This window comes from Streptomyces incanus (assembly GCF_042656345.1).
GTDB classification, from domain to species: Bacteria; Actinomycetota; Actinomycetes; order Streptomycetales; family Streptomycetaceae; genus Streptomyces; species Streptomyces incanus.
Window position 1 is genome coordinate 66,128 of the sequence record NZ_JBHSPC010000047.1, and the last position, 16,475, is coordinate 82,602.

The 16,475-nt window shown below is 70.9% G+C and carries 13 protein-coding genes and 4 pseudogenes; 11 read left to right on the forward strand and 6 right to left on the reverse strand.

Going from position 1 to position 16,475, the window contains the following annotated elements; genetic code table 11:
* The first annotated feature begins 17 nt into the window (after positions 1–17).
* Together ACFP2V_RS18225 and ACFP2V_RS18230 are read left to right on the forward strand one after the other, a co-directional pair.
* The gene (locus ACFP2V_RS18225) at positions 18–842 is read left to right on the forward strand and encodes a helix-turn-helix domain-containing protein (RefSeq protein WP_381213042.1); all 825 of its coding nucleotides are present in this window, start codon (positions 18–20) and stop codon (positions 840–842) included.
* A 477-nt stretch (positions 843–1,319) separates the two neighbouring features.
* Positions 1,320–1,442: pseudogene (locus tag ACFP2V_RS18230) on the forward strand (DNA-binding protein); the annotation flags it as partial.
* 106 nt (positions 1,443–1,548) lie between these two features.
* Here the strand turns inward: ACFP2V_RS18230 and ACFP2V_RS18235 are convergent.
* The 4 genes and pseudogenes from ACFP2V_RS18235 to ACFP2V_RS18250 form a co-directional block, all read right to left on the reverse strand.
* Positions 1,549–3,090, reverse strand: coding sequence for a M28 family metallopeptidase (locus ACFP2V_RS18235; protein ID WP_381213044.1), 1,542 nt, complete (start codon positions 3,088–3,090; stop codon positions 1,549–1,551).
* Between the two features lie 348 nt (positions 3,091–3,438).
* Positions 3,439–3,679: pseudogene (locus ACFP2V_RS18240) on the reverse strand (SulP family inorganic anion transporter); the annotation flags it as partial.
* A 49-nt stretch (positions 3,680–3,728) separates the two neighbouring features.
* Entirely contained in the window at positions 3,729–4,409 is a 681-nt protein-coding gene (locus ACFP2V_RS18245) for an HhH-GDP family DNA glycosylase (protein ID WP_381213047.1), read from the reverse strand.
* A gap of 71 nt (positions 4,410–4,480) precedes the next feature.
* Complete coding sequence (locus tag ACFP2V_RS18250) at positions 4,481–4,603, reverse strand: hypothetical protein (protein ID WP_381213193.1); 123 nt, start codon at positions 4,601–4,603, stop codon at positions 4,481–4,483.
* A gap of 100 nt (positions 4,604–4,703) precedes the next feature.
* Here ACFP2V_RS18250 and ACFP2V_RS18255 point away from each other — a divergent pair, with 100 nt between their 5' ends.
* From ACFP2V_RS18255 to ACFP2V_RS18265, 3 genes and pseudogenes are all read left to right on the forward strand, one after another.
* Complete coding sequence (locus ACFP2V_RS18255; protein WP_381213050.1) at positions 4,704–5,237, forward strand: GNAT family N-acetyltransferase; 534 nt, start codon at positions 4,704–4,706, stop codon at positions 5,235–5,237.
* Positions 5,238–5,375: 138 nt separating this feature from the next.
* Positions 5,376–5,672 (forward strand): annotated as a pseudogene (locus tag ACFP2V_RS18260) (helix-turn-helix domain-containing protein); the annotation flags it as partial.
* A 106-nt stretch (positions 5,673–5,778) separates the two neighbouring features.
* A complete protein-coding gene (locus ACFP2V_RS18265; protein WP_381213053.1) occupies positions 5,779–6,069 on the forward strand; it encodes a hypothetical protein in 291 nt (96 codons plus the stop codon).
* 79 nt (positions 6,070–6,148) lie between these two features.
* Here ACFP2V_RS18265 and ACFP2V_RS18270 read toward each other — a convergent pair.
* Both ACFP2V_RS18270 and ACFP2V_RS18275 read right to left on the reverse strand, forming a co-directional pair.
* Positions 6,149–6,484 (reverse strand): annotated as a pseudogene (locus ACFP2V_RS18270) (zinc-binding dehydrogenase); the annotation flags it as partial.
* 243 nt (positions 6,485–6,727) lie between these two features.
* Positions 6,728–7,171: a MarR family winged helix-turn-helix transcriptional regulator gene (locus ACFP2V_RS18275; protein WP_381213187.1), complete on the reverse strand. Its 444-nt coding sequence runs from the start codon at positions 7,169–7,171 to the stop codon at positions 6,728–6,730.
* 147 nt (positions 7,172–7,318) lie between these two features.
* Between ACFP2V_RS18275 and ACFP2V_RS18280 the strand changes: the two genes are divergently transcribed.
* From ACFP2V_RS18280 to ACFP2V_RS18305, 6 genes are all read left to right on the forward strand, one after another.
* Positions 7,319–9,535 carry an MMPL family transporter gene (locus ACFP2V_RS18280; RefSeq protein WP_381213055.1) on the forward strand — a complete coding sequence of 739 codons (2,217 nt, stop codon included), beginning with the start codon at positions 7,319–7,321 and terminating at the stop codon, positions 9,533–9,535.
* A 100-nt stretch (positions 9,536–9,635) separates the two neighbouring features.
* A complete protein-coding gene (locus ACFP2V_RS18285) occupies positions 9,636–11,276 on the forward strand; it encodes an SDR family oxidoreductase (RefSeq protein ID WP_381213190.1) in 1,641 nt (546 codons plus the stop codon).
* Positions 11,277–11,396: 120 nt separating this feature from the next.
* A complete protein-coding gene (locus ACFP2V_RS18290; RefSeq protein ID WP_381213058.1) occupies positions 11,397–12,776 on the forward strand; it encodes a cryptochrome/photolyase family protein in 1,380 nt (459 codons plus the stop codon).
* 407 nt (positions 12,777–13,183) lie between these two features.
* Positions 13,184–14,536 carry an ABC transporter substrate-binding protein gene (locus ACFP2V_RS18295; protein ID WP_381213061.1) on the forward strand — a complete coding sequence of 451 codons (1,353 nt, stop codon included), beginning with the start codon at positions 13,184–13,186 and terminating at the stop codon, positions 14,534–14,536.
* Positions 14,533–15,471, forward strand: a complete 939-nt coding sequence (locus ACFP2V_RS18300; protein ID WP_381213065.1) for a carbohydrate ABC transporter permease — start codon at positions 14,533–14,535, stop codon at positions 15,469–15,471. Before ACFP2V_RS18295 ends, ACFP2V_RS18300 begins: the two co-directional genes overlap by 4 nt.
* A complete protein-coding gene (locus ACFP2V_RS18305) occupies positions 15,468–16,328 on the forward strand; it encodes a carbohydrate ABC transporter permease (RefSeq protein ID WP_381213068.1) in 861 nt (286 codons plus the stop codon). The genes ACFP2V_RS18300 and ACFP2V_RS18305 overlap by 4 nt, the downstream gene beginning before the upstream one ends.
* Positions 16,329–16,475 lie beyond the last annotated feature (147 nt).

A 16,475-nucleotide genomic window follows, 5' to 3' on the forward strand; every position in this document is an offset into this window, starting at 1 on the left:
TCTTGTACGTTCCTGGCATGACCGGCGACCAGCCCCGAACGCGGACCAGTGCCTGGCGGCCTTCGGTTTCAGGGATCACCGAGGTCCTCCACGCTCACTTCACCGATCACGCCTACCCGGCCCACACCCACGACACGTGGGCCTTGATGATCCTCGATAACGGATCGGTGGACTTCGCCGTCGATCGCCATCGGCATGGAGCCGCCGGCGGGGGCGCGGTCGTTCTGCTGCCGCCCGGCGTCCCTCACGACGGGAAGACGGTCAACCCGTCGGGATTCCGTAAGCGCGTGCTCTACCTCGACACTCGTGTTCTTCCGGAACGATGGGCAGGGGCTGCGGTCGACGGTCCGGTTCACGGCGACGGACTGCTGCGCCATCGCATCCGCCGGTTACACGGAGCCCTCGCCGACCCGGGGGACGAGTTCGAGGCAGAGTCTCGACTGGCCCTCGTCCGCGAACGGCTGCTCCTCCATCTCGGTGCCGTGCACGTCAGGAATCCGGAGCGCGAACCCGGGCGAATGGCTGCCGCCCTGCGCGAGCTGCTGGATTCACGCATATCCACCGGGGTGTCCCTGAACGAGGCGGCCTCGATCCTGCACGCACACCCCACCCATCTGATCCGCTGTTTCAAGCAGACATACGGACTGCCTCCGCACGCCTACCTCACCGGCAGACGTATCGACCGGGCACGCCGACTCCTGCTCGCCGGTCGGCGGCCGGCCGAGGTCGCCACGATGGTGGGCTTCTACGACCAGGCACACTTGAACCGGCACTTCACCCGCCACCTGAGCGTCCCGCCCGCCCGCTATGCCGCCCTGCACGATCGCGGCGCAACAGCCTGATGTTCCGGCGCAGGTGTCGGCAAACGACGGCGAGATCAAACCGTCGGCGCCACTTCGCACGCTGCCGACACTCGGTGAGGCCCTGCGCTTCCGACCCGTCCTTCTCCAGTCCTGCCGCCGTTATGCCCTTCCCTCTCTGTCAAAGCAGATCGAGTGATGGTGCATCGGGCCTTGCCGGGGTGGTCGGCTGCTCGGGCGGGTGGTTTTCCGCGACCGCCCGGTGGGACGGCGGCCTTGACGTCGGCGATTCCGGGACACTCTCCCATGCCACGGAGAGGACACACCGTCCCGAAGCCGTGAGCACTTTGGCCGCCACTGCCCTAATGTCGCTCATTTGAGCGCTTAAGTGGCACATACCCGTCGACTGCTCACGATTTTCGGCACGGCACCCGTCCCCCGCCCCGCAGCACAGGAACCGCAAAGATCCCCCCACCACCCGGCGGGACGCCATCCTGGGCAGTGGCTCACACCGAGAACGCCATCGACGCCATGCTCGGCGCCACCGCCCTCGCCGCCCCGGGCCCGGCGACGGTTCTCACCTCGACCCCCGAGGATCTCACCGCCCTGTGCGGCTCCCGCATCACCGTCATCAAGGTCTGACGTCGGCGTCAGGGCGGGGCACCCGGCCGGGGGCTCCCTCCGCAAGGGGCCGCAGTGGCGAAGGGAGGGCCGGACGGTCCGGCCCTCCCCCTGTGTGTGCCGGGAGTTACTCGGTGACCTCGTGGTCGTGGCCCTCGTGCAGGCCACCGCCGCTGCCCGCCGAACCCTTGGTGTTCTGCGGCGCCACCGGCCTGCTCAGAAGGCTGGTGTCCCAGGCGTACTGGCCCGCCGCGTTGGCGATGACGTCGATGTTGACGTCGAACGCCTTCATGTTGATGTTCTTCAGGTTGTCGCAGGCGGCGTGGTAGCAGGCGTCGTACGCGACGCCGGTCTTACCGCCGTACACCTTTGTCTGCCCGGCCGTCTTGACGCCCTCGGCGCCGGTGAAGGTGCCGCCCGAGGGGATGCCCACCTCGATGAACGGCCCGTAGTCCGACCGGCCGGTGAAGTCGGTGCCCTCGTGCGGGGTGCGCCGGCTGTCCAGGTAGTCGGTGATCTGCCGCTCCAGCTGCGCCGAGCCCTCCGGGCCGGGGCCGGCACCGACCTGGTCGGAGTCGTCGCCGTCGTAGACGAACTGGGCGTAGTTCGGCGAGGCGATCATGTCGAAGTTCAGGTACAGCTTGACCTTCGCAAGGTCCGCCGCCGAGAGGCTGTTGACGTACGCCTCCGAGCCCAGCAGGCCGAACTCCTCAGCCGACCACCAGCCGAAGCGCACCTTGTTCTTGGTCTTCTCGTGGGCGAGGTTCAGGGCCACGTCGAGGATGCCGGCGGAGCCGGAGCCGTTGTCGTTGATGCCCGGGCCGTCCGCCACCGAGTCCAGGTGGGCGCCGAACATCACCACGTTGTCGGCGGCGCCGCCCTTGGTCTCGGCGATCACGTTGTAGGTGCGCCGGATCTCCGAGAAGGTGCGGATCTCCAGGTTGACGGTCACTGCGCCGGCGGCGGCCTTGGCCGCGAGCGTCTCGCCGTCCGCCTGCGTGACGCCGCCGGCCGGTATCTTGGCGACGGACGGGTCTCCCAGGGTGCCGTTGAGCGCGCCCTCGGTGTTGTTGTAGATGATCGCGCCGACCGCGCCCGCACCGGCGGCGGTCTCCTGCTTCTCCGCGAAGGTGCAGCCGCCGCGCTTGATCAGCGCGATCTTGCCGGTGAACGTCCCGGAGGCGTAGTCCTCCGGCTCGCAGCCGGTGGTGTCGTCGACCGGCACCACCGCGACCGGGGCGGTGATGCCGCCGACCGGACTGTTGGCGGAGTACGTCATGGCGGTCACCGGGACGTCCTGCTGCTGCGGCGACACCACCCGCAGACTCTGCGCCAGCGTCTCGGTGAACGGGAAGTCGAACGCGTTCCGGGTCACCGAATACCCGGCCTTCCGCAGCAGGCCTTCGACGTACTCGGCCGACTTCCGGTGCCCCTCCGACCCGGCCACCCGGGTGTTCCCGTTCTTGTCGGCGATCCGCTGGAACTGCTTCAGATGCTCGTAGGCATCCTTGGCGTCGCTCTTCTTGACGAGCTTCTTCGCGAGCTTGGCAGCCTCCTTGGCAGGGTCACTGTGGGCGGAGGCGGTGCCCGATCCGATCAGCAGCAGCGGCGTTATGAGCCCTGCGACGGATACGGCGACTACCGTGGTACGGCGGTTCCGAGCGTTCAAAGCGCTTCCTTTCGGCGGTCCATGAGAGATGGGCGTAAAAACCGAAAACAGGCCGAACAACGTGCAGCGGTACTCCGGGCAGGCAGGGATGGCCGGATCGCTCTGCCCCCTGCCACCGGCAAGGAGAAAGGTATCTGCTCACTAAACGCTTGGTAATGGGTTGACGGGAATCTTCGCCGCCGCCACCCGTGCGCACCGATCGGCCGCCGACCCGACGAAGTTGACTGGAAGTCACCGGTGCTGACCAGTGCCGCGTCAGGCGACGTCCGCCCCGTGGTGATGTGTCGCCCGGTCGCCGTGCCGGGTGGTGCCGGACGGCCGGAACGATCACGTCGCTGAACATGTGGGGGTGGCGACCACGACGATCACGGTGCTCGCCATGACGACGGTCCCGCCCAGCGGCATGCGCTTGAGGGGCTTGGGCCGGATGGAGTGCCGGTCGAAGGTGGCCGCCGGCACCATGACCACGACCATGACGGCGACGAGGGTGACCATGGGGACGTCGGAGACGACGGACGCCCGTAAGACGATGCGCAGCACCGTAGAAGGCGCCGACGAGGAACGTGGACAGGCGGGTCCGGGCACCTGAACCGCTCCGGACGCCGCGCCCTGTGCCCTGTGCCCTGCGGAGAGGTCCGTCAGGCCGCCCCGGCGGCGGTGAGCACCTCGTCCGCCAGCGGCTTGTCGAGGGCCGCGTGGACCAGGCCGTCCGCCAGCCGCGGTATCTCGCGGGCGGGGACGAGACCGCTCAGCCTGTCGGGTGAGGCCGGCAGCCCGAGCCGTCGGGCGCCGTCCAGGGCTTTGCGGTCGATGTACGGCGCGTACTCCGGCCACACGCCCTGCACATCACGCAGGAAGATGTCGGCCCCGGTGGGCCCGATCCCGGGGATGTCCAACAGGGCCTTCTTCGGGTCGGGTTCCTCACGCAGTCGGCGCAGATCGCCGCCGTAGCGCTCCAACAGCAGTTCGGCTCCCTTGCCCAGCATCGTGGAGGTCCGCTCGTCGTAACGCCGATAGCCGCCCTCGCCGAGTGCGTCGACGCGCTGTTGCCAGGACGCGTCCGCCATCGCCCGCGGGGTGCGCATTCCGGCGTCGAACAGCGCCCTGGCCGCCGCCACAGCGGTGCCGGACCTGATGGGGGCGCTGAGGAGTACCGCGAGCACGAGCGTCTGGTACAGCGGCGCGGGGGTGTTGCGCAATCGGATGCCCGCCTGCGCCGCATAGGTGCGCCGCTGTCGGTCGAGCAGTGCGCGCGCCACTGCTTCGTCCGTCGCGCCGGTCGTCTTTTTACCGGCCTTCCCCGTGGTTTTCGTAGTCATAGCCTGGCCACCAATTCGACAGTTCAACGGTTCACCTGTTCAACGGTCCACCGGTTTTCCCATGGGAAGCGTCACCCACCTTGTTCGAGTACCCAGGCGACGGTGTTCGAGCCGGTGTCGCCCGGCCTCAGCAGGGCCGCCACGGGTTCCCCGGTGCCGCCCGGGCCGTGGTCCCTGGCCTCTCCGACTTCCATGGGGTATGCGTTCTTTGCGGCAGGGGAGGAAACGGGGCGCTGCCCGCACGGATGAAAGTGGGTTGCCGGCCAGGAAGTCGCGTGGGTAGCGTCGCTGTCCGTGACTCCTGCTCTGCGCACCGAGCGGCTGCTCCTGGAGCCGTACGTACCCGAGGACGAAGAGGACTTCGTCGCCCTGTTCCAGGACACGAGGGTGTCGCAGTGGATGGGTGACGGCCCTGCTTCCGAAGCTGCGGACCGGGCCCTGTTCGGGCGGATCTTCACGGACGTGTACGCGCGGGATCTGTTCGATGTCTGGGCCGTTCGCCGCAACGGGCTCCTGGTCGGGCATGCCGAGATCAAGCCGACCGACGCCGTCGGCGGCCACGAGATCGTCTACGCTCTGGCGCCCACGGCATGGGGGTCCGGCCTGGGGACCGAGGTGGCGGAAGCGATCGTCGCCCACGGCTTCGACACCCTCGGACTGACCGAGGTGCACGCCACTGTGGCCGCACCGAACGAGCCCTCTCTGATGCTGCTGGACAGAATCGGTTTCAAGCATGTCCGGGACATCGAAGAGGATGACGGCAGCACCACTCGCGTGCTGGTCCGCCGGCGTACCGCGACGACCGGCAAGGCACCCTCGGCCCGGTAGGGGCGAGCAAGCACCCGGATCGTGGCCTGCGGACTCGTGCCACGGACACGGCGGATTCTCGCGGACTGCGGTCTCCACGGTCACAGGGACGCCGTCGACGCCATGCTCGGCGCCCCGGGCAGGGGCGCGGGCCGGGCGCGGGCCTCCATGAGCTCACGCCATCTGGGCCGCCGGTTCAGGACGGTGACCGGCACCAGCCCGCTGCAGTGACCGCTGACCCAACGAATCAAACGGGCCCAGGAGTTGCTGGAGGCCACCGGCGGCAGCGTCGACGTCATCGCGGCAGCCACCGGCATGGGCACCGCGACGACGCCGCGCCGGCACTTCCACCGCGCCGTCGGGGTCCCTCCGGACACCTACCGCCGCGCCTTCCGCAGCGCACGGTCCGGCGGGGAACACGCCGGCGGGGAACATTTCGGCTCCGCGCCGCGCTGACCGTGATGTCCCGCCGGACATCACGGACAGGACACACCCACCGGGCACAGCGGACAGGACACCAGCCGGAGTTACGGGCCGGCCGGCGTGAAGGAGTGTGAGACGGATGACGACGACAGGGCGTGACCTGCCTACCGCGACCGAGAACCCCTCGCTCGTGACAGCCTGCGGGCGCAGGATCGCGGTGCGGTGTCTGCGGCTCGTACCCGCGGACCGGCCCATCAGCAGGGTCACCCTGGACGTCGGCCAGGACCGGGGAGGCGAGCCGGGGACGTGGGCGGCGCTCACCGCCGACGAGGCGCGCGCCCTGGCCCGCCTGCTTCTCCTGCACGCCGGACTCGCCGAGCGGGGCGACGGCCCTGTCGGGCCGTCACGGCAGGGCATTGCCTCCTCCTGATCTCAGGGCGTTGCCTCCCGGGAACCGGCGGTGCGCGCACGCGGCCCGGCGGTCGGCGCGAGACGGGTGAACGCGCTCGGGCCACAGTGACCACGGCTTTGCCGCGGGCGTGGCCCCGCTCCACAGGGCGCACGCCCTCGGCTGCGTCGGCCAGGGGGTAATTCCGGTCGACCACCGGGGTGAGCGTGCCGGCCTCGATGAGCGCGGTGACGGCGAGCAGGTCCTCCCGGGTCGGCCCGGCCGGAGCCGCCGGGAGGATCGGGCGCAGCCGCTGCCGGACGAACGCGTTGACCGCGCTCACGTGCAGCAGGGAGCCGACGGCTCCGAACACGCGGCCGGGCGAGCCTCCCCCGTTGGCCACCAGGGTTCCCGTCGGGGTGAGCGTTCGGCGCAGGCGGCTCAGTGGGCGGTGCCCAGAATCCATTCCCTGTTCAAGGGGGTGCGGGGCTGTGCGGGGGCGTCGGCCTGCGTGCTCGTCTCCACCATTCCCTCTCGTACGGGCGAGGCCCGGAGCCGGGCCGTCCTCCCCATGGAGAGGGGTACGGCGTGCGCCGTACGCCCTTTCCTTCGCCCGCGTTCGAGTCCACGGGGCGGACGGCGCGCGGCCATGGCAGCTCCCGACCTCCACGACGAGGCCCGGCATCCGCGTGCCGTCCCGTCAAGAGGTGTGGCGGCCCAGGAGGGCGAGTTCCCGGTTCAGTTCGGTGAGGAAACGGGTCACTGTCGTCAGTTCCTCGCGGGTGAAGCGGGAGCGGACGGTGTCGGTACTCCGGGCCAGGGGGCGGAAGAATTCGCCGGCGATGGCCCTGGCCGCCTCCTCGTAGTGCAGGTGGACCACGCGGCGGTCGCCCAGGGCCCGTACGCGGCGGATGTGGCCCGCCCGCTCCAGGCGGTCGATGCAGGCCGTCACCGCGCCCGAGGTGAGGTCGAGTTGGTCGCGCAGCCGGCCGGGGGTCATGGGGCCGTCGGCCGTGTCGGCATCCAGGATCGCGACCAGGGCCTGCACATCGGTGAGATGGAGACCCTGCGCCTGGGCGAACTCGTGGGCGATGCGATTGAACTCGGTGTTCATCCGGCGCAACAGCACCGCGAACGCCTGCATCCCCGTGGGGTCGTTCCCCGGAAGGGATGAGGAAGGGCTTTCGGTGCCGGACATGCGGTCAGTATATATTGGTTCAGTCATTGAGATACTTGATGATTGAGGCTTGCTTTCCTGTTCCGTTCCGTTCCGTTGTCGCTTGGGGATTCGATGAGAACCGCACCGCGCTGGGGCCGGTGGCTCGTGCCGCTCGTCCTGCTGGTCGTCTGGCTGGGTGTGGGCGGCCTGCTCGGCCCCTACGCGGGCAAGCTGGGCGAGGTCTCCACCAACGACCAGGCCGCGTTCCTGCCGCAGAGTGCCGAGTCGACCAAGGTGCTCGAAGCGGGTGAGGCGTTCGAGCGGGCCGGGGCGTCGCGGACGGTTCCCGCCATTGTGGTGTGGACGGTCGGCAAGGGCGGGGACGGCACGGTCACCAAGGCGCAGCAGGAGGAGGCCGCCCGGGCGGTCGGCGGGCTCGCCGGGCTCGCCGGGCGGCCCGGGGTCGTCGGTGCTCCGTCGCCCGCCCTCGTCTCCGACGACAAGCAGGCCATGCAGGCCGTCGTCCCGCTGAGGCCCGGCCTCGGCGACGACTTGTCCAAGATCCTGGACGAGATCCGGCAGACGGCGAAGAGCGTGCCGGGGACCACGGCGCAGATCGCGGGACCGGCGGCGAGCCAGGCCGACCTGTCGGACGCGTTCGCCGGGATCGACGGACTGCTGCTGGGCGTGGCGCTCGCCGCGGTGCTGGTGATCCTTCTGCTGGTCTACCGGAGCGTCCTGCTGCCGTTCCTGATCATCCTCGGGTCCGTCTTCGCCCTCGCCCTCGCGTGCGCGGTCGTGTACGCGCTGGCCGACCGGGACGTCGTCCGGGTGGACGGCCAGGTGCAGGGCATTCTCTCCATCCTCGTGATCGGCGCCGCCACGGACTACGCGCTGCTGCTGACCGCGCGCTTCCGGGAGGAACTCGCCGCGCGCGGGGACCGGGTCGCGGCCGCGGCGGCCGCGGTGCGGCGCTCGTTCGGGGCGATCACGGCCAGTGCCGCGACCGTGGCGCTCGGCCTGCTGGCCCTGCTCGCCAGTGACCTGACGAACAACCGCGCTCTCGGGCCGGTCGGCGCCATCGGCATCGTGTGCGCCGTGCTCTCCACGCTCACCTTCCTGCCGGCCGTACTGGCCCTGCTGGGGCGCGGCGCCTTCTGGCCCTCCCGGCCGAAGGAGACCGGGAGCGCGCGCTCCGCGGACGGTTCCACGGACGGCTCGGACGACTCCGTGGAGGGGCGTGGTGTGTGGCAGCGGATCGCCGCGACCGTGGACCGGCGGCCGCGCGCGACGTGGGCGGTGACCGCGTTGGTGCTCGCCGTCTTCGCGGCCTTCTCCCCGGCCCTCTCCTCGAAGGGCGTGCCGCTCGACGAGATCTTCGTCGGCGAGGCCTCCTCGGTCTCCGCCCAAAAGACGCTCGGCGAGCACTTTCCCGGCGGCTCCGGCAACCCCGCCGTCATCGTCGCCGACGCCGACCGTGCCGCTCAGGTGACGGCCGCGGCCGAGAAGACCGAGGGCGTGGCGTCGGCCGGCACGATCTCCGCCTCGGGGCGTCCCGAGGGTGAGCCGATCGTCGCCGACGGCCGCGTCCAGGTCTCCGCCACCCTCGAGGACGGGGCCGACAGCGACGCCGCCAAGGAGACCGTCGAACGGCTCCGCGAGAACGTGCACGCGGTCTCCGGGGCCGACGCCTTGGTCGGCGGCTACACGGCGCAGCAATACGACACCCAGGAGACCGCCGCCCGGGACCGTACGGTGATCGTGCCCATCGTCCTGTGCATCATCCTGCTGATCCTCGTCCTGTTGCTGCGCTCGCTGCTCGTACCGGTGCTGCTGGTGGCGACCGTGGGACTCAACTTCCTGGCGACGCTCGGGGTCTCGGCACTCGTCTTCGAGCATCTCCTCGGCTTCTCGGGCACGGACGCGTCGGTACCGCTGTACGGGTTCGTGTTCCTGGTGGCGCTGGGCGTCGACTACAACATCTTCCTGATGTCCCGGGTCCGGGAGGAGGCGCTCGCGCACGGCAGCCGGCAGGGCGTACTGCGCGGGCTCACCACGACCGGCGGGGTCATCACCTCGGCCGGTGTCGTCCTCGCGGCGACGTTCGCGGCCCTGATGGTGATTCCCCTGGCCTTCCTGGTCCAGATCGCGTTCATCGTGGCCTTCGGCGTCCTGCTCGACACCCTCGTGGTCCGCTCGCTCCTGGTACCCGCGCTCGTGATCGACATCGGTCCGCGGGCGTGGTGGCCGAGCGTCCTGGCCCGCAAGGGCGATGCGGGGGCCGGTGCCGACTCCGGGACCGGCGCCGTTTCCGCCTCCGCCGCCGGATCCGGTTCCCAGCCCGGCTGAACGGGCGCGGGCACCGCACTGCCGCCATGATCGGACGAGAGGAAGAGGAAAGCTGCCCCGGGCGAGCACGGAGGAGACGGACATGGGTACCGACGCGGGGATGGACACGGGCCCGGACGGACAGCGGGACGCGGGCCCGGACGGACAGCGGGACGGGGGCGCCGCCGAGCGGCTGCACTGCCTGGTCACCGGCGCCTCCGGGTACATCGGCGGGCGCCTCGTACCGGAGCTGCTGCGGGCGGGCCACCGGGTGCGGTGCCTCGCCCGCTCCCCCGGCAAGCTCCGCGACCATCCCTGGGCGGGTGACGCCGAGACGGTCCGGGGTGACGTCACCGACCCGGGTTCGGTCGCCGCGGCCCTGCGCGGGATCGACGTCGCCTACTACCTGGTGCACGCCCTCGGGACCGGCTCCGGGTTCGAGGAGACGGACCGGCAGGCGGCCCGGACCTTCGCCGAAGAGGCCCGGGCCGCCGGCGTACGGCGCATCGTCTACCTGGGCGGGCTGACCCCGCGCGGTGTCCCGGAGCGGTCCCTGTCCCCGCATCTGCGCTCCCGCGCCGAGGTCGGGCGGATCTTCCTCGACGGGCCGGTGCCCGCCACCGTGCTGCGGGCCGCGGTCGTCATCGGTTCGGGGTCGGCGTCGTTCGAGATGCTGCGCTATCTCACCGAGCGGCTGCCGGTCATGGTGACCCCCAGTTGGGTGCACACCCGGATCCAGCCGGTCGCCGTACGCGATGTGCTGCGGTACCTCGTCGGCTCGGCCGGCATGCCCGCCGATGTCGACCGGGCGTTCGACGTCGGCGGGCCGGACGTCCTCACCTACCTCGAGATGATGCGGCGGTACGCCGTCGTGGCCGGACTGCGGCGGCGGCTCGTCATGTCGGTGCCGGTGCTCACGCCGGGGCTGTCCAGCCACTGGATCGGGCTCGTCACCCCCGTACCCGCCTCCCTGGCCCGGCCGTTGACGGAATCGCTGCGCCACGAGGTCGTCTGCCACGAACACGACATCGCCCGGTACGTGCCCGACGCACCGGGGAGTCCGCTGCCGTTCGACGAAGCACTGGCCCTCGCGCTGCGGAGGGTGCGGGAGGCGCAGGTCGCCACGCGCTGGTCGTCCGCGAGCCCGCCGGGCACGCCCAGCGATCCGCTGCCCACCGACCCCGACTGGGCCGGCGGGAGCCTCTACCACGACGAGCGGCAGATGCCGGTCGACGCGTCCGTGGAGTCGCTGTGGAAGGTGATCGAGGGCATCGGCGGGGACAACGGCTGGTACTCCTTCCCGCTGGCCTGGGCGGTACGGGGCTGGCTGGACCGGTTCGTCGGCGGTGTCGGCCTGCGGCGCGGGCGGCGGGACGCCGAGCGGCTGCGGATCGGTGACTCGCTGGACTTCTGGCGGGTCGAGGAGATCGAGCCCGGCCGGCTGCTGCGACTGCGGGCCGAGATGCGGCTGCCGGGCCTCGCATGGCTGGAGATGTACGCTGACACGGACGACGAAGGCCGCACTTGTTACCGGCAACGCGCCCTGTTCCACCCTCGCGGGCTGCCGGGCCATGCCTACTGGTGGTCCGTCGCCCCGTTCCACGCCGTCGTCTTCGGCGGCATGGCCCGCAACATCACCCAGGCCGCCGCGAAGGGCATGAGCGCGCACGGGGCCGATGCACGCACGGGCCGTCGCGAAAGCCATGAGCCCGCACGGCACGTACGGAACGCACGGCGCGCACGGCGCCTGCGCCGCGGGTGACGCGTCCGTCGGTGGCCTGCCCGGCGGCAGCGTGCCCGGCTCCGCATCCGCGGGCCGGGGACAGCCCGAAGAGACGGCGAGAAAGCAAGCAAGGCCTCATGCACGACCAGGAGTAGCCCCATGACCGTCGCGGTCGTCCTGTTCACCTCGGATCTGCGTCTGCACGACCATCCGCCGCTGCGCGCCGCGCTCGCGGCGGCCGACGAGGTGGTGCCGCTGTTCGTACGCGACCCCGGTGTCCACGCGGCCGGCTTCGACGCGCCGAACCGCGCCGCCTTCCTCGCCGACTGTCTGCGGGATCTCGACGCCTCGCTGCGCCGGCGCGGCGGCCGGCTCGTCGTGCGTACGGGGCCGGTTGTCCGGGAGGTCGACGCGGTCGCCGTGGAGTGCGGGGCCGCGGAGGTGCACATGGCGGCGGGCGTCAGCGGCTACGCCCAGCGGCGGGAGGAGCGGCTGCGGGAGGCCCTCGGCCGGCGCGGGGTGGTGCTGCGGGTGCACGACGCCGTGATCACCGCGGTCGCCGCCGGGGCCGTGACGCCCGCCGGATCCGACCACTACGCCGTGTTCACCCCCTACTTCCGCCGCTGGTCGCGGGAGCGGCTGCGGGGAACCTGTCCGGCGCCGCGCACCGTGCGGGTCCCCGACGCGGTGCGCGGCGAGCCGCTGCCCTCCCGTGGCGAACTGTCCGGCCTCTCGCCCGGCCTCCCCACCGGGGGCGAGACACCGGGGCGCGAGCGGTTCGCGCGATGGGCCCGGTCCCGGCTGGCCGAGTACGAGGAGGGGCACGACGATCTGGCGGGCGACGCGACCTCCCGGCTCTCGCCCTACCTCCACTTCGGGGCCCTCTCGCCGGTGGAACTCGTCCAACGGGCCCGCTCGCGGGGTGGAGCAGGGGCGGAGGCCTTCGTGCGCCAGTTGTGCTGGCGCGACTTCCACCACCAGGTGCTGGCGGCGCGGCCCGAGGCGTCCCGGCGGGACTACCGCCCCCGGCACGACCAGTGGCGGACCGAGGACGAGGCGGCCGAGGACATCGCCGCGTGGCGGGAGGGCCGTACCGGCTATCCGGTCGTCGACGCGGCGATGCGCCAACTGCTCCACGAAGGCTGGATGCACAACCGGGCACGGCTGCTGGCGGCGAGCTTCCTGGCCAAGACGCTGTACGTGGACTGGCGGGTCGGCGCCCGGCACTTCCTGGACCTGCTGGTGGACGGCGACCTCGTCAACAACCAGCTCAACTGGCAGTGGGCCGCCGGGACCGGCACCGACACCCGCCCGAACCGCGTCCTCAACCCCGTGCGCCAGGGCCGGCGTTACGATCCGAGCGGCGCCTACGTACGTCGCTGGGTGCCCGAGTTGAAGGACCTGGACGACCGGACCGTGCACGAACCCTGGCGACTGCCGGAGGACCGGCGCGCCGCCCTCGGCTACCCCGCCCCGCTGATCGACCTCGCCGACGGGCTGACCCGCTTCCAGCACGCCCGCGGCCGCGGCGTCACCTGATGGCCGGTGCCGGTACCGCCGTCACCCTTCTCGGCGGCCGGCGGGCCCACTTGGCGGCCGGGGCGTCCTGAACCGGCCTGAACCGGCCTGGCCTGGCCTGGCCCGGCCTTGATCCGCCCCGCTGCCGCACGACGGCCCCGGAGGCCCTCGAGACCTTCGGGGCTTTCGGGTTCTACGGCATATCCGGCCACGTGACGGTGGGTGTCGTACCGGGCCTTCGATCGGACCGTGCCGTCCCGATGGCCCCCTGCTCGCACCTCCGCCCGCACCCCGTCCGCATGACGGATTGCTCACCGATCACACCCTCACGGTTCATGTACATAAATGCTGTTCACTGTCTTGATGGAGTGGGCCGTCTGTACATAGAGTCCGGTCACCTCGCCCGTACGCACTGGACGGAGCCACTCGTGTCCAAGCAACTCCGCAAGCCAAGAGGAGGGCGGCAAGCCGGCGTTCTCGCCGCCGTTCTCGCCGTGACCGCTGCCACCGCCACCGCTTGTTCCTCGGGGGGCACAGCCCAGCAGGACGGCTCCCAGCCCTTGGAGGTCTGGATCCGGCAGGACGCGGGGAGTCCCTCCGCGGAGTCGGCCGAGGCCCTCACCAAGGCCTTCACCAAGGAGAGCGGCATCGAGGCGAAGCTGGTCGCCGTCGGTGTGACGGACTTCGAGACCAAGCTCCAGCAGCGCACCGCGCAGAGGAACCTGCCGGACATCGTCATCAACGACACAGGCCAGCTGGGCAACTTGGTGACCCAGGGGCTGGTCCGCGAGGTCGACCGCGACGGTGTGGCCGGGAGCGCCGATCTCGCCGACCGCGCCTGGGAGGCCGCCCAGGGCTACGACGGCAAGTACTACGGCGTGCCCTTCAACTCGCAGGCCTTCGCGCTGCTGGTGCGCAAGGACTGGCGGGAGGCCGTGGGCGCCGACGTTCCCAAGACCTGGGACGAACTCACCGAACTGGCCGTGAAGTTCACCGACGACGACCCGGACGGCAACGGCAAGAACGACACCGCCGGCATGGTCATACCCGGGAGCACCACCCGTGGCTATCTGACCTGGTGGTTCTCGACCATGCTGTGGTCCGAGGGCGGCGACTTCGTCAGGGAACAGGGCAAGGGCTACGCATCCGCGATCGACGAGCCCGCTTCGGTCGAGGCGGTCGAGAAGCTCCAGGCGATGTTCTGCGACTCCAAGGTCGCGCAGCCCGGCGCCAGTACCGCCGACTCCTCGACCACGCACACCTTCTTCGAGAGCGGCAAGGGCGGCATCTACCTGACCGGCCCCTACATGCTGCCGCGCTTCGACGGGTCACTCGGCAAGGACAAGTACGAGGTGATCGCGCCGCCGCCGGGCGCCGGCGGCGAGGCCGTCCTGGCGGAGGGCGAGAACGTCTACATGATGGCCGGCTCCGACAACGAGAAGGGCCAGCAGGAATACGCCGAGTTCGCCGCCTCCCCGGCCGGCCAGAAGATCGGTCTCGGCGTCGACAACGGCGGCATCATCGTCCGGCTGCCGGTCAACACGACGGTCGACGGGGCCGCCGAGCGCAAGGACCCGCGCTGGGAAACCTTCCAGGAGGTCTACAACAAGTCCGGCCGCAACGCGCCGGCCCTGCCCAACTGGTCCACCATCCGGCAGATGTCGTCCGAGGGCCTGAACGGCGTCGTCTCCACATGCTCGCGCGACGTGGGCAAGGCGATGGGCGAACTGGCGGACGCGCTGGACGCCGAGCTCGAGAAGCAGGGGGCCAAGGACGAATGACGGTGACCGAGGCACGGACGTCACCGGGTCCGGACACCCGGCGCCCGCTCCGCGCGGGCCCGCCGGCGAAAGTGCGGCTGCGACGGGCCGCGACACCGTGGCTCTTCCTGGCCCCGGCCCTGCTGCTCTTCCTGTACTTCAAGTTCATCCCCATGGCCCAGGCCGTGCGGATGAGCTTCGAGGAGGTCCGTCCGTTCCTCGGCAACACCTACGTCGGCGGCGCGAACTACGCGGAGATCTCGGGGAGTTCCGACTTCGGTGCGGCGGTGTGGCACACCGTGGTCCTGGCCGTGGCGACCACCGCCGGGTCGATCGTGCTCGGTCTCGCGCTGGCGCTGCTGCTGGAGGGACAGACCCGGAGCCTGTGGTTCATCCGGTCGGCGGTCTTCCTGCCGGTGGTCACGGCCATGGCGGTGGTGGCCGAGGTGTGGCGGGTCATGTACTACCCGGCCGAGGGCGGGGCGCTGAACTCGGTGCTGTCCGTCTTCGGCCTGGGGCCGAGCGAGTTCCTCAACTCACCGGACAGCTCACTGGCGTCCATCGCCTTCGTCGGCATCTGGCGGGGCGCCCCCTACGACATGATGATCTTCCTGGCGGGGCTGGCCGGCGTGGACCGGGTGCTGTACGAGGCGTCGGCGGTCGACGGCGCCTCGCGCTTCCGCCGGATCTGGCACGTCACGCTGCCCGGCCTGCGGCCGGTGTTCGCGATCCTGCTGACCCTGGCGGCGATCCGGGGCCTGCGGATCTTCACCGAGGTGTTCCTGCTCACCAACGGCGGGCCGGACGGCTCGACGGAGGTGCTGCTGACGCTCACGTACAAGCTCGGACTCGAACGCAACGAGCTGGGCGTGGCGGCGGCCGGGACCGTCCTGCTGTTCCTGGTTCTGCTGGTGCTGACCGTCGCGGCGCGACTGCGCAGGAGGAAGGCCCGATGAGGAACGAGACCGCGCTCGGCCTGCAGGAGGCACGCGGACCATGGGCCCGGGTTGCCCGGTTCGCCCTGTACACCGTCCTTTTCGCGATCTTCGCGGGGCCGCTGCTGGCACTGATGATCGGCGCCTTCACGCCGACCGTGGACCCGACGCAGTTCACCCTGTTCCCCGACCGGCTGTCGCTCGACAACCTGGAACGGGCGATCGACCGGGGCGTCCTGGACTACCTCCTCAACTCCTTCATCGTGGTCGGCGGTGGCCTGGCCCTGCAGGTCCTGGTCAGCGTCTTAGCCGGCTACGCCCTGGCCCGTAAGCGCTTCCGCGGTTCGGCGGCGGTGCTGGTGGTCGTCCTGGCGACGATGATGCTGCCGGAGGAGGTGCTGGCCGTACCGCTGTCGGTCCTGCTGGCGGATCTGCCGGTGCTGCACATCAGCCTGGTCGGTTCGCTGGCCGGCATGATCGTGCCGGTGGCGGCGTGGGGCTTCTCCATCCTGGTCATGACCGAGTTCATGAAGGAGATCCCCAAGGAGCTGGAGGAGTCGGCGAAGCTGGACGGCGCGGGCGAGTTCCGCATCTTCTGGCAGGTCGTGCTGCCCCTGTGCCGCCCCGCCCTGGGCGTCATCGGCATCTTCGGTTTCACCATGATCTGGGACCAGTACATGCTCCCCCTGCTGGTCGCCACGGACCCGGCCCAGTACACCCTGCCGCTGGCCCTGCGCTCCATGCGCTCGGACGACCAGGTGGGCATCGGCGTGCTGCTCGTGGGCGCGTTCCTGGCCATGCTGCCGTCGGTACTCGCCTTCCTGGCCCTCCAGCGCTCGTTCATCCGGGGGCTGACGTCGGGTGCGGTCAAGGGGTAGTGAGCCGGCCCGTTCCGGAGGCCGGCCCGCGATCCCTCGTGGCCGTGGGCCGGACCGTGTTCGCCGGACGGGTGTTCCTCGCTCGTCAGGCGGGCATTCCGCGTTCGCAGGGCCGCTCTCGCAGGCGATGACGACCGGTGGGGCGTG

Excerpts from the sequence above, each read along its gene's own strand:
- ACFP2V_RS18300 (WP_381213065.1), top strand. The coding sequence starts at position 14,533 with ATGACGGTGACCGAGGCACGGACGTCACCGGGTCCGGACACCCGGCGC.
- ACFP2V_RS18265 (WP_381213053.1), top strand. The coding sequence starts at position 5,779 with ATGACGACGACAGGGCGTGACCTGCCTACCGCGACCGAGAACCCCTCG.
- ACFP2V_RS18280 (WP_381213055.1), top strand. The coding sequence starts at position 7,319 with ATGAGAACCGCACCGCGCTGGGGCCGGTGGCTCGTGCCGCTCGTCCTG.
- ACFP2V_RS18275 (WP_381213187.1), bottom strand. The coding sequence starts at position 7,171 with ATGCAGGCGTTCGCGGTGCTGTTGCGCCGGATGAACACCGAGTTCAAT.
- ACFP2V_RS18245 (WP_381213047.1), bottom strand. The coding sequence starts at position 4,409 with ATGACTACGAAAACCACGGGGAAGGCCGGTAAAAAGACGACCGGCGCG.
- ACFP2V_RS18225 (WP_381213042.1), top strand. The coding sequence starts at position 18 with ATGACCGGCGACCAGCCCCGAACGCGGACCAGTGCCTGGCGGCCTTCG.
- ACFP2V_RS18285 (WP_381213190.1), top strand. The coding sequence starts at position 9,636 with ATGGACACGGGCCCGGACGGACAGCGGGACGCGGGCCCGGACGGACAG.
- ACFP2V_RS18250 (WP_381213193.1), bottom strand. The coding sequence starts at position 4,603 with ATGGAAGTCGGAGAGGCCAGGGACCACGGCCCGGGCGGCACCGGGGAA.
- ACFP2V_RS18290 (WP_381213058.1), top strand. The coding sequence starts at position 11,397 with ATGACCGTCGCGGTCGTCCTGTTCACCTCGGATCTGCGTCTGCACGAC.
- ACFP2V_RS18305 (WP_381213068.1), top strand. The coding sequence starts at position 15,468 with ATGAGGAACGAGACCGCGCTCGGCCTGCAGGAGGCACGCGGACCATGG.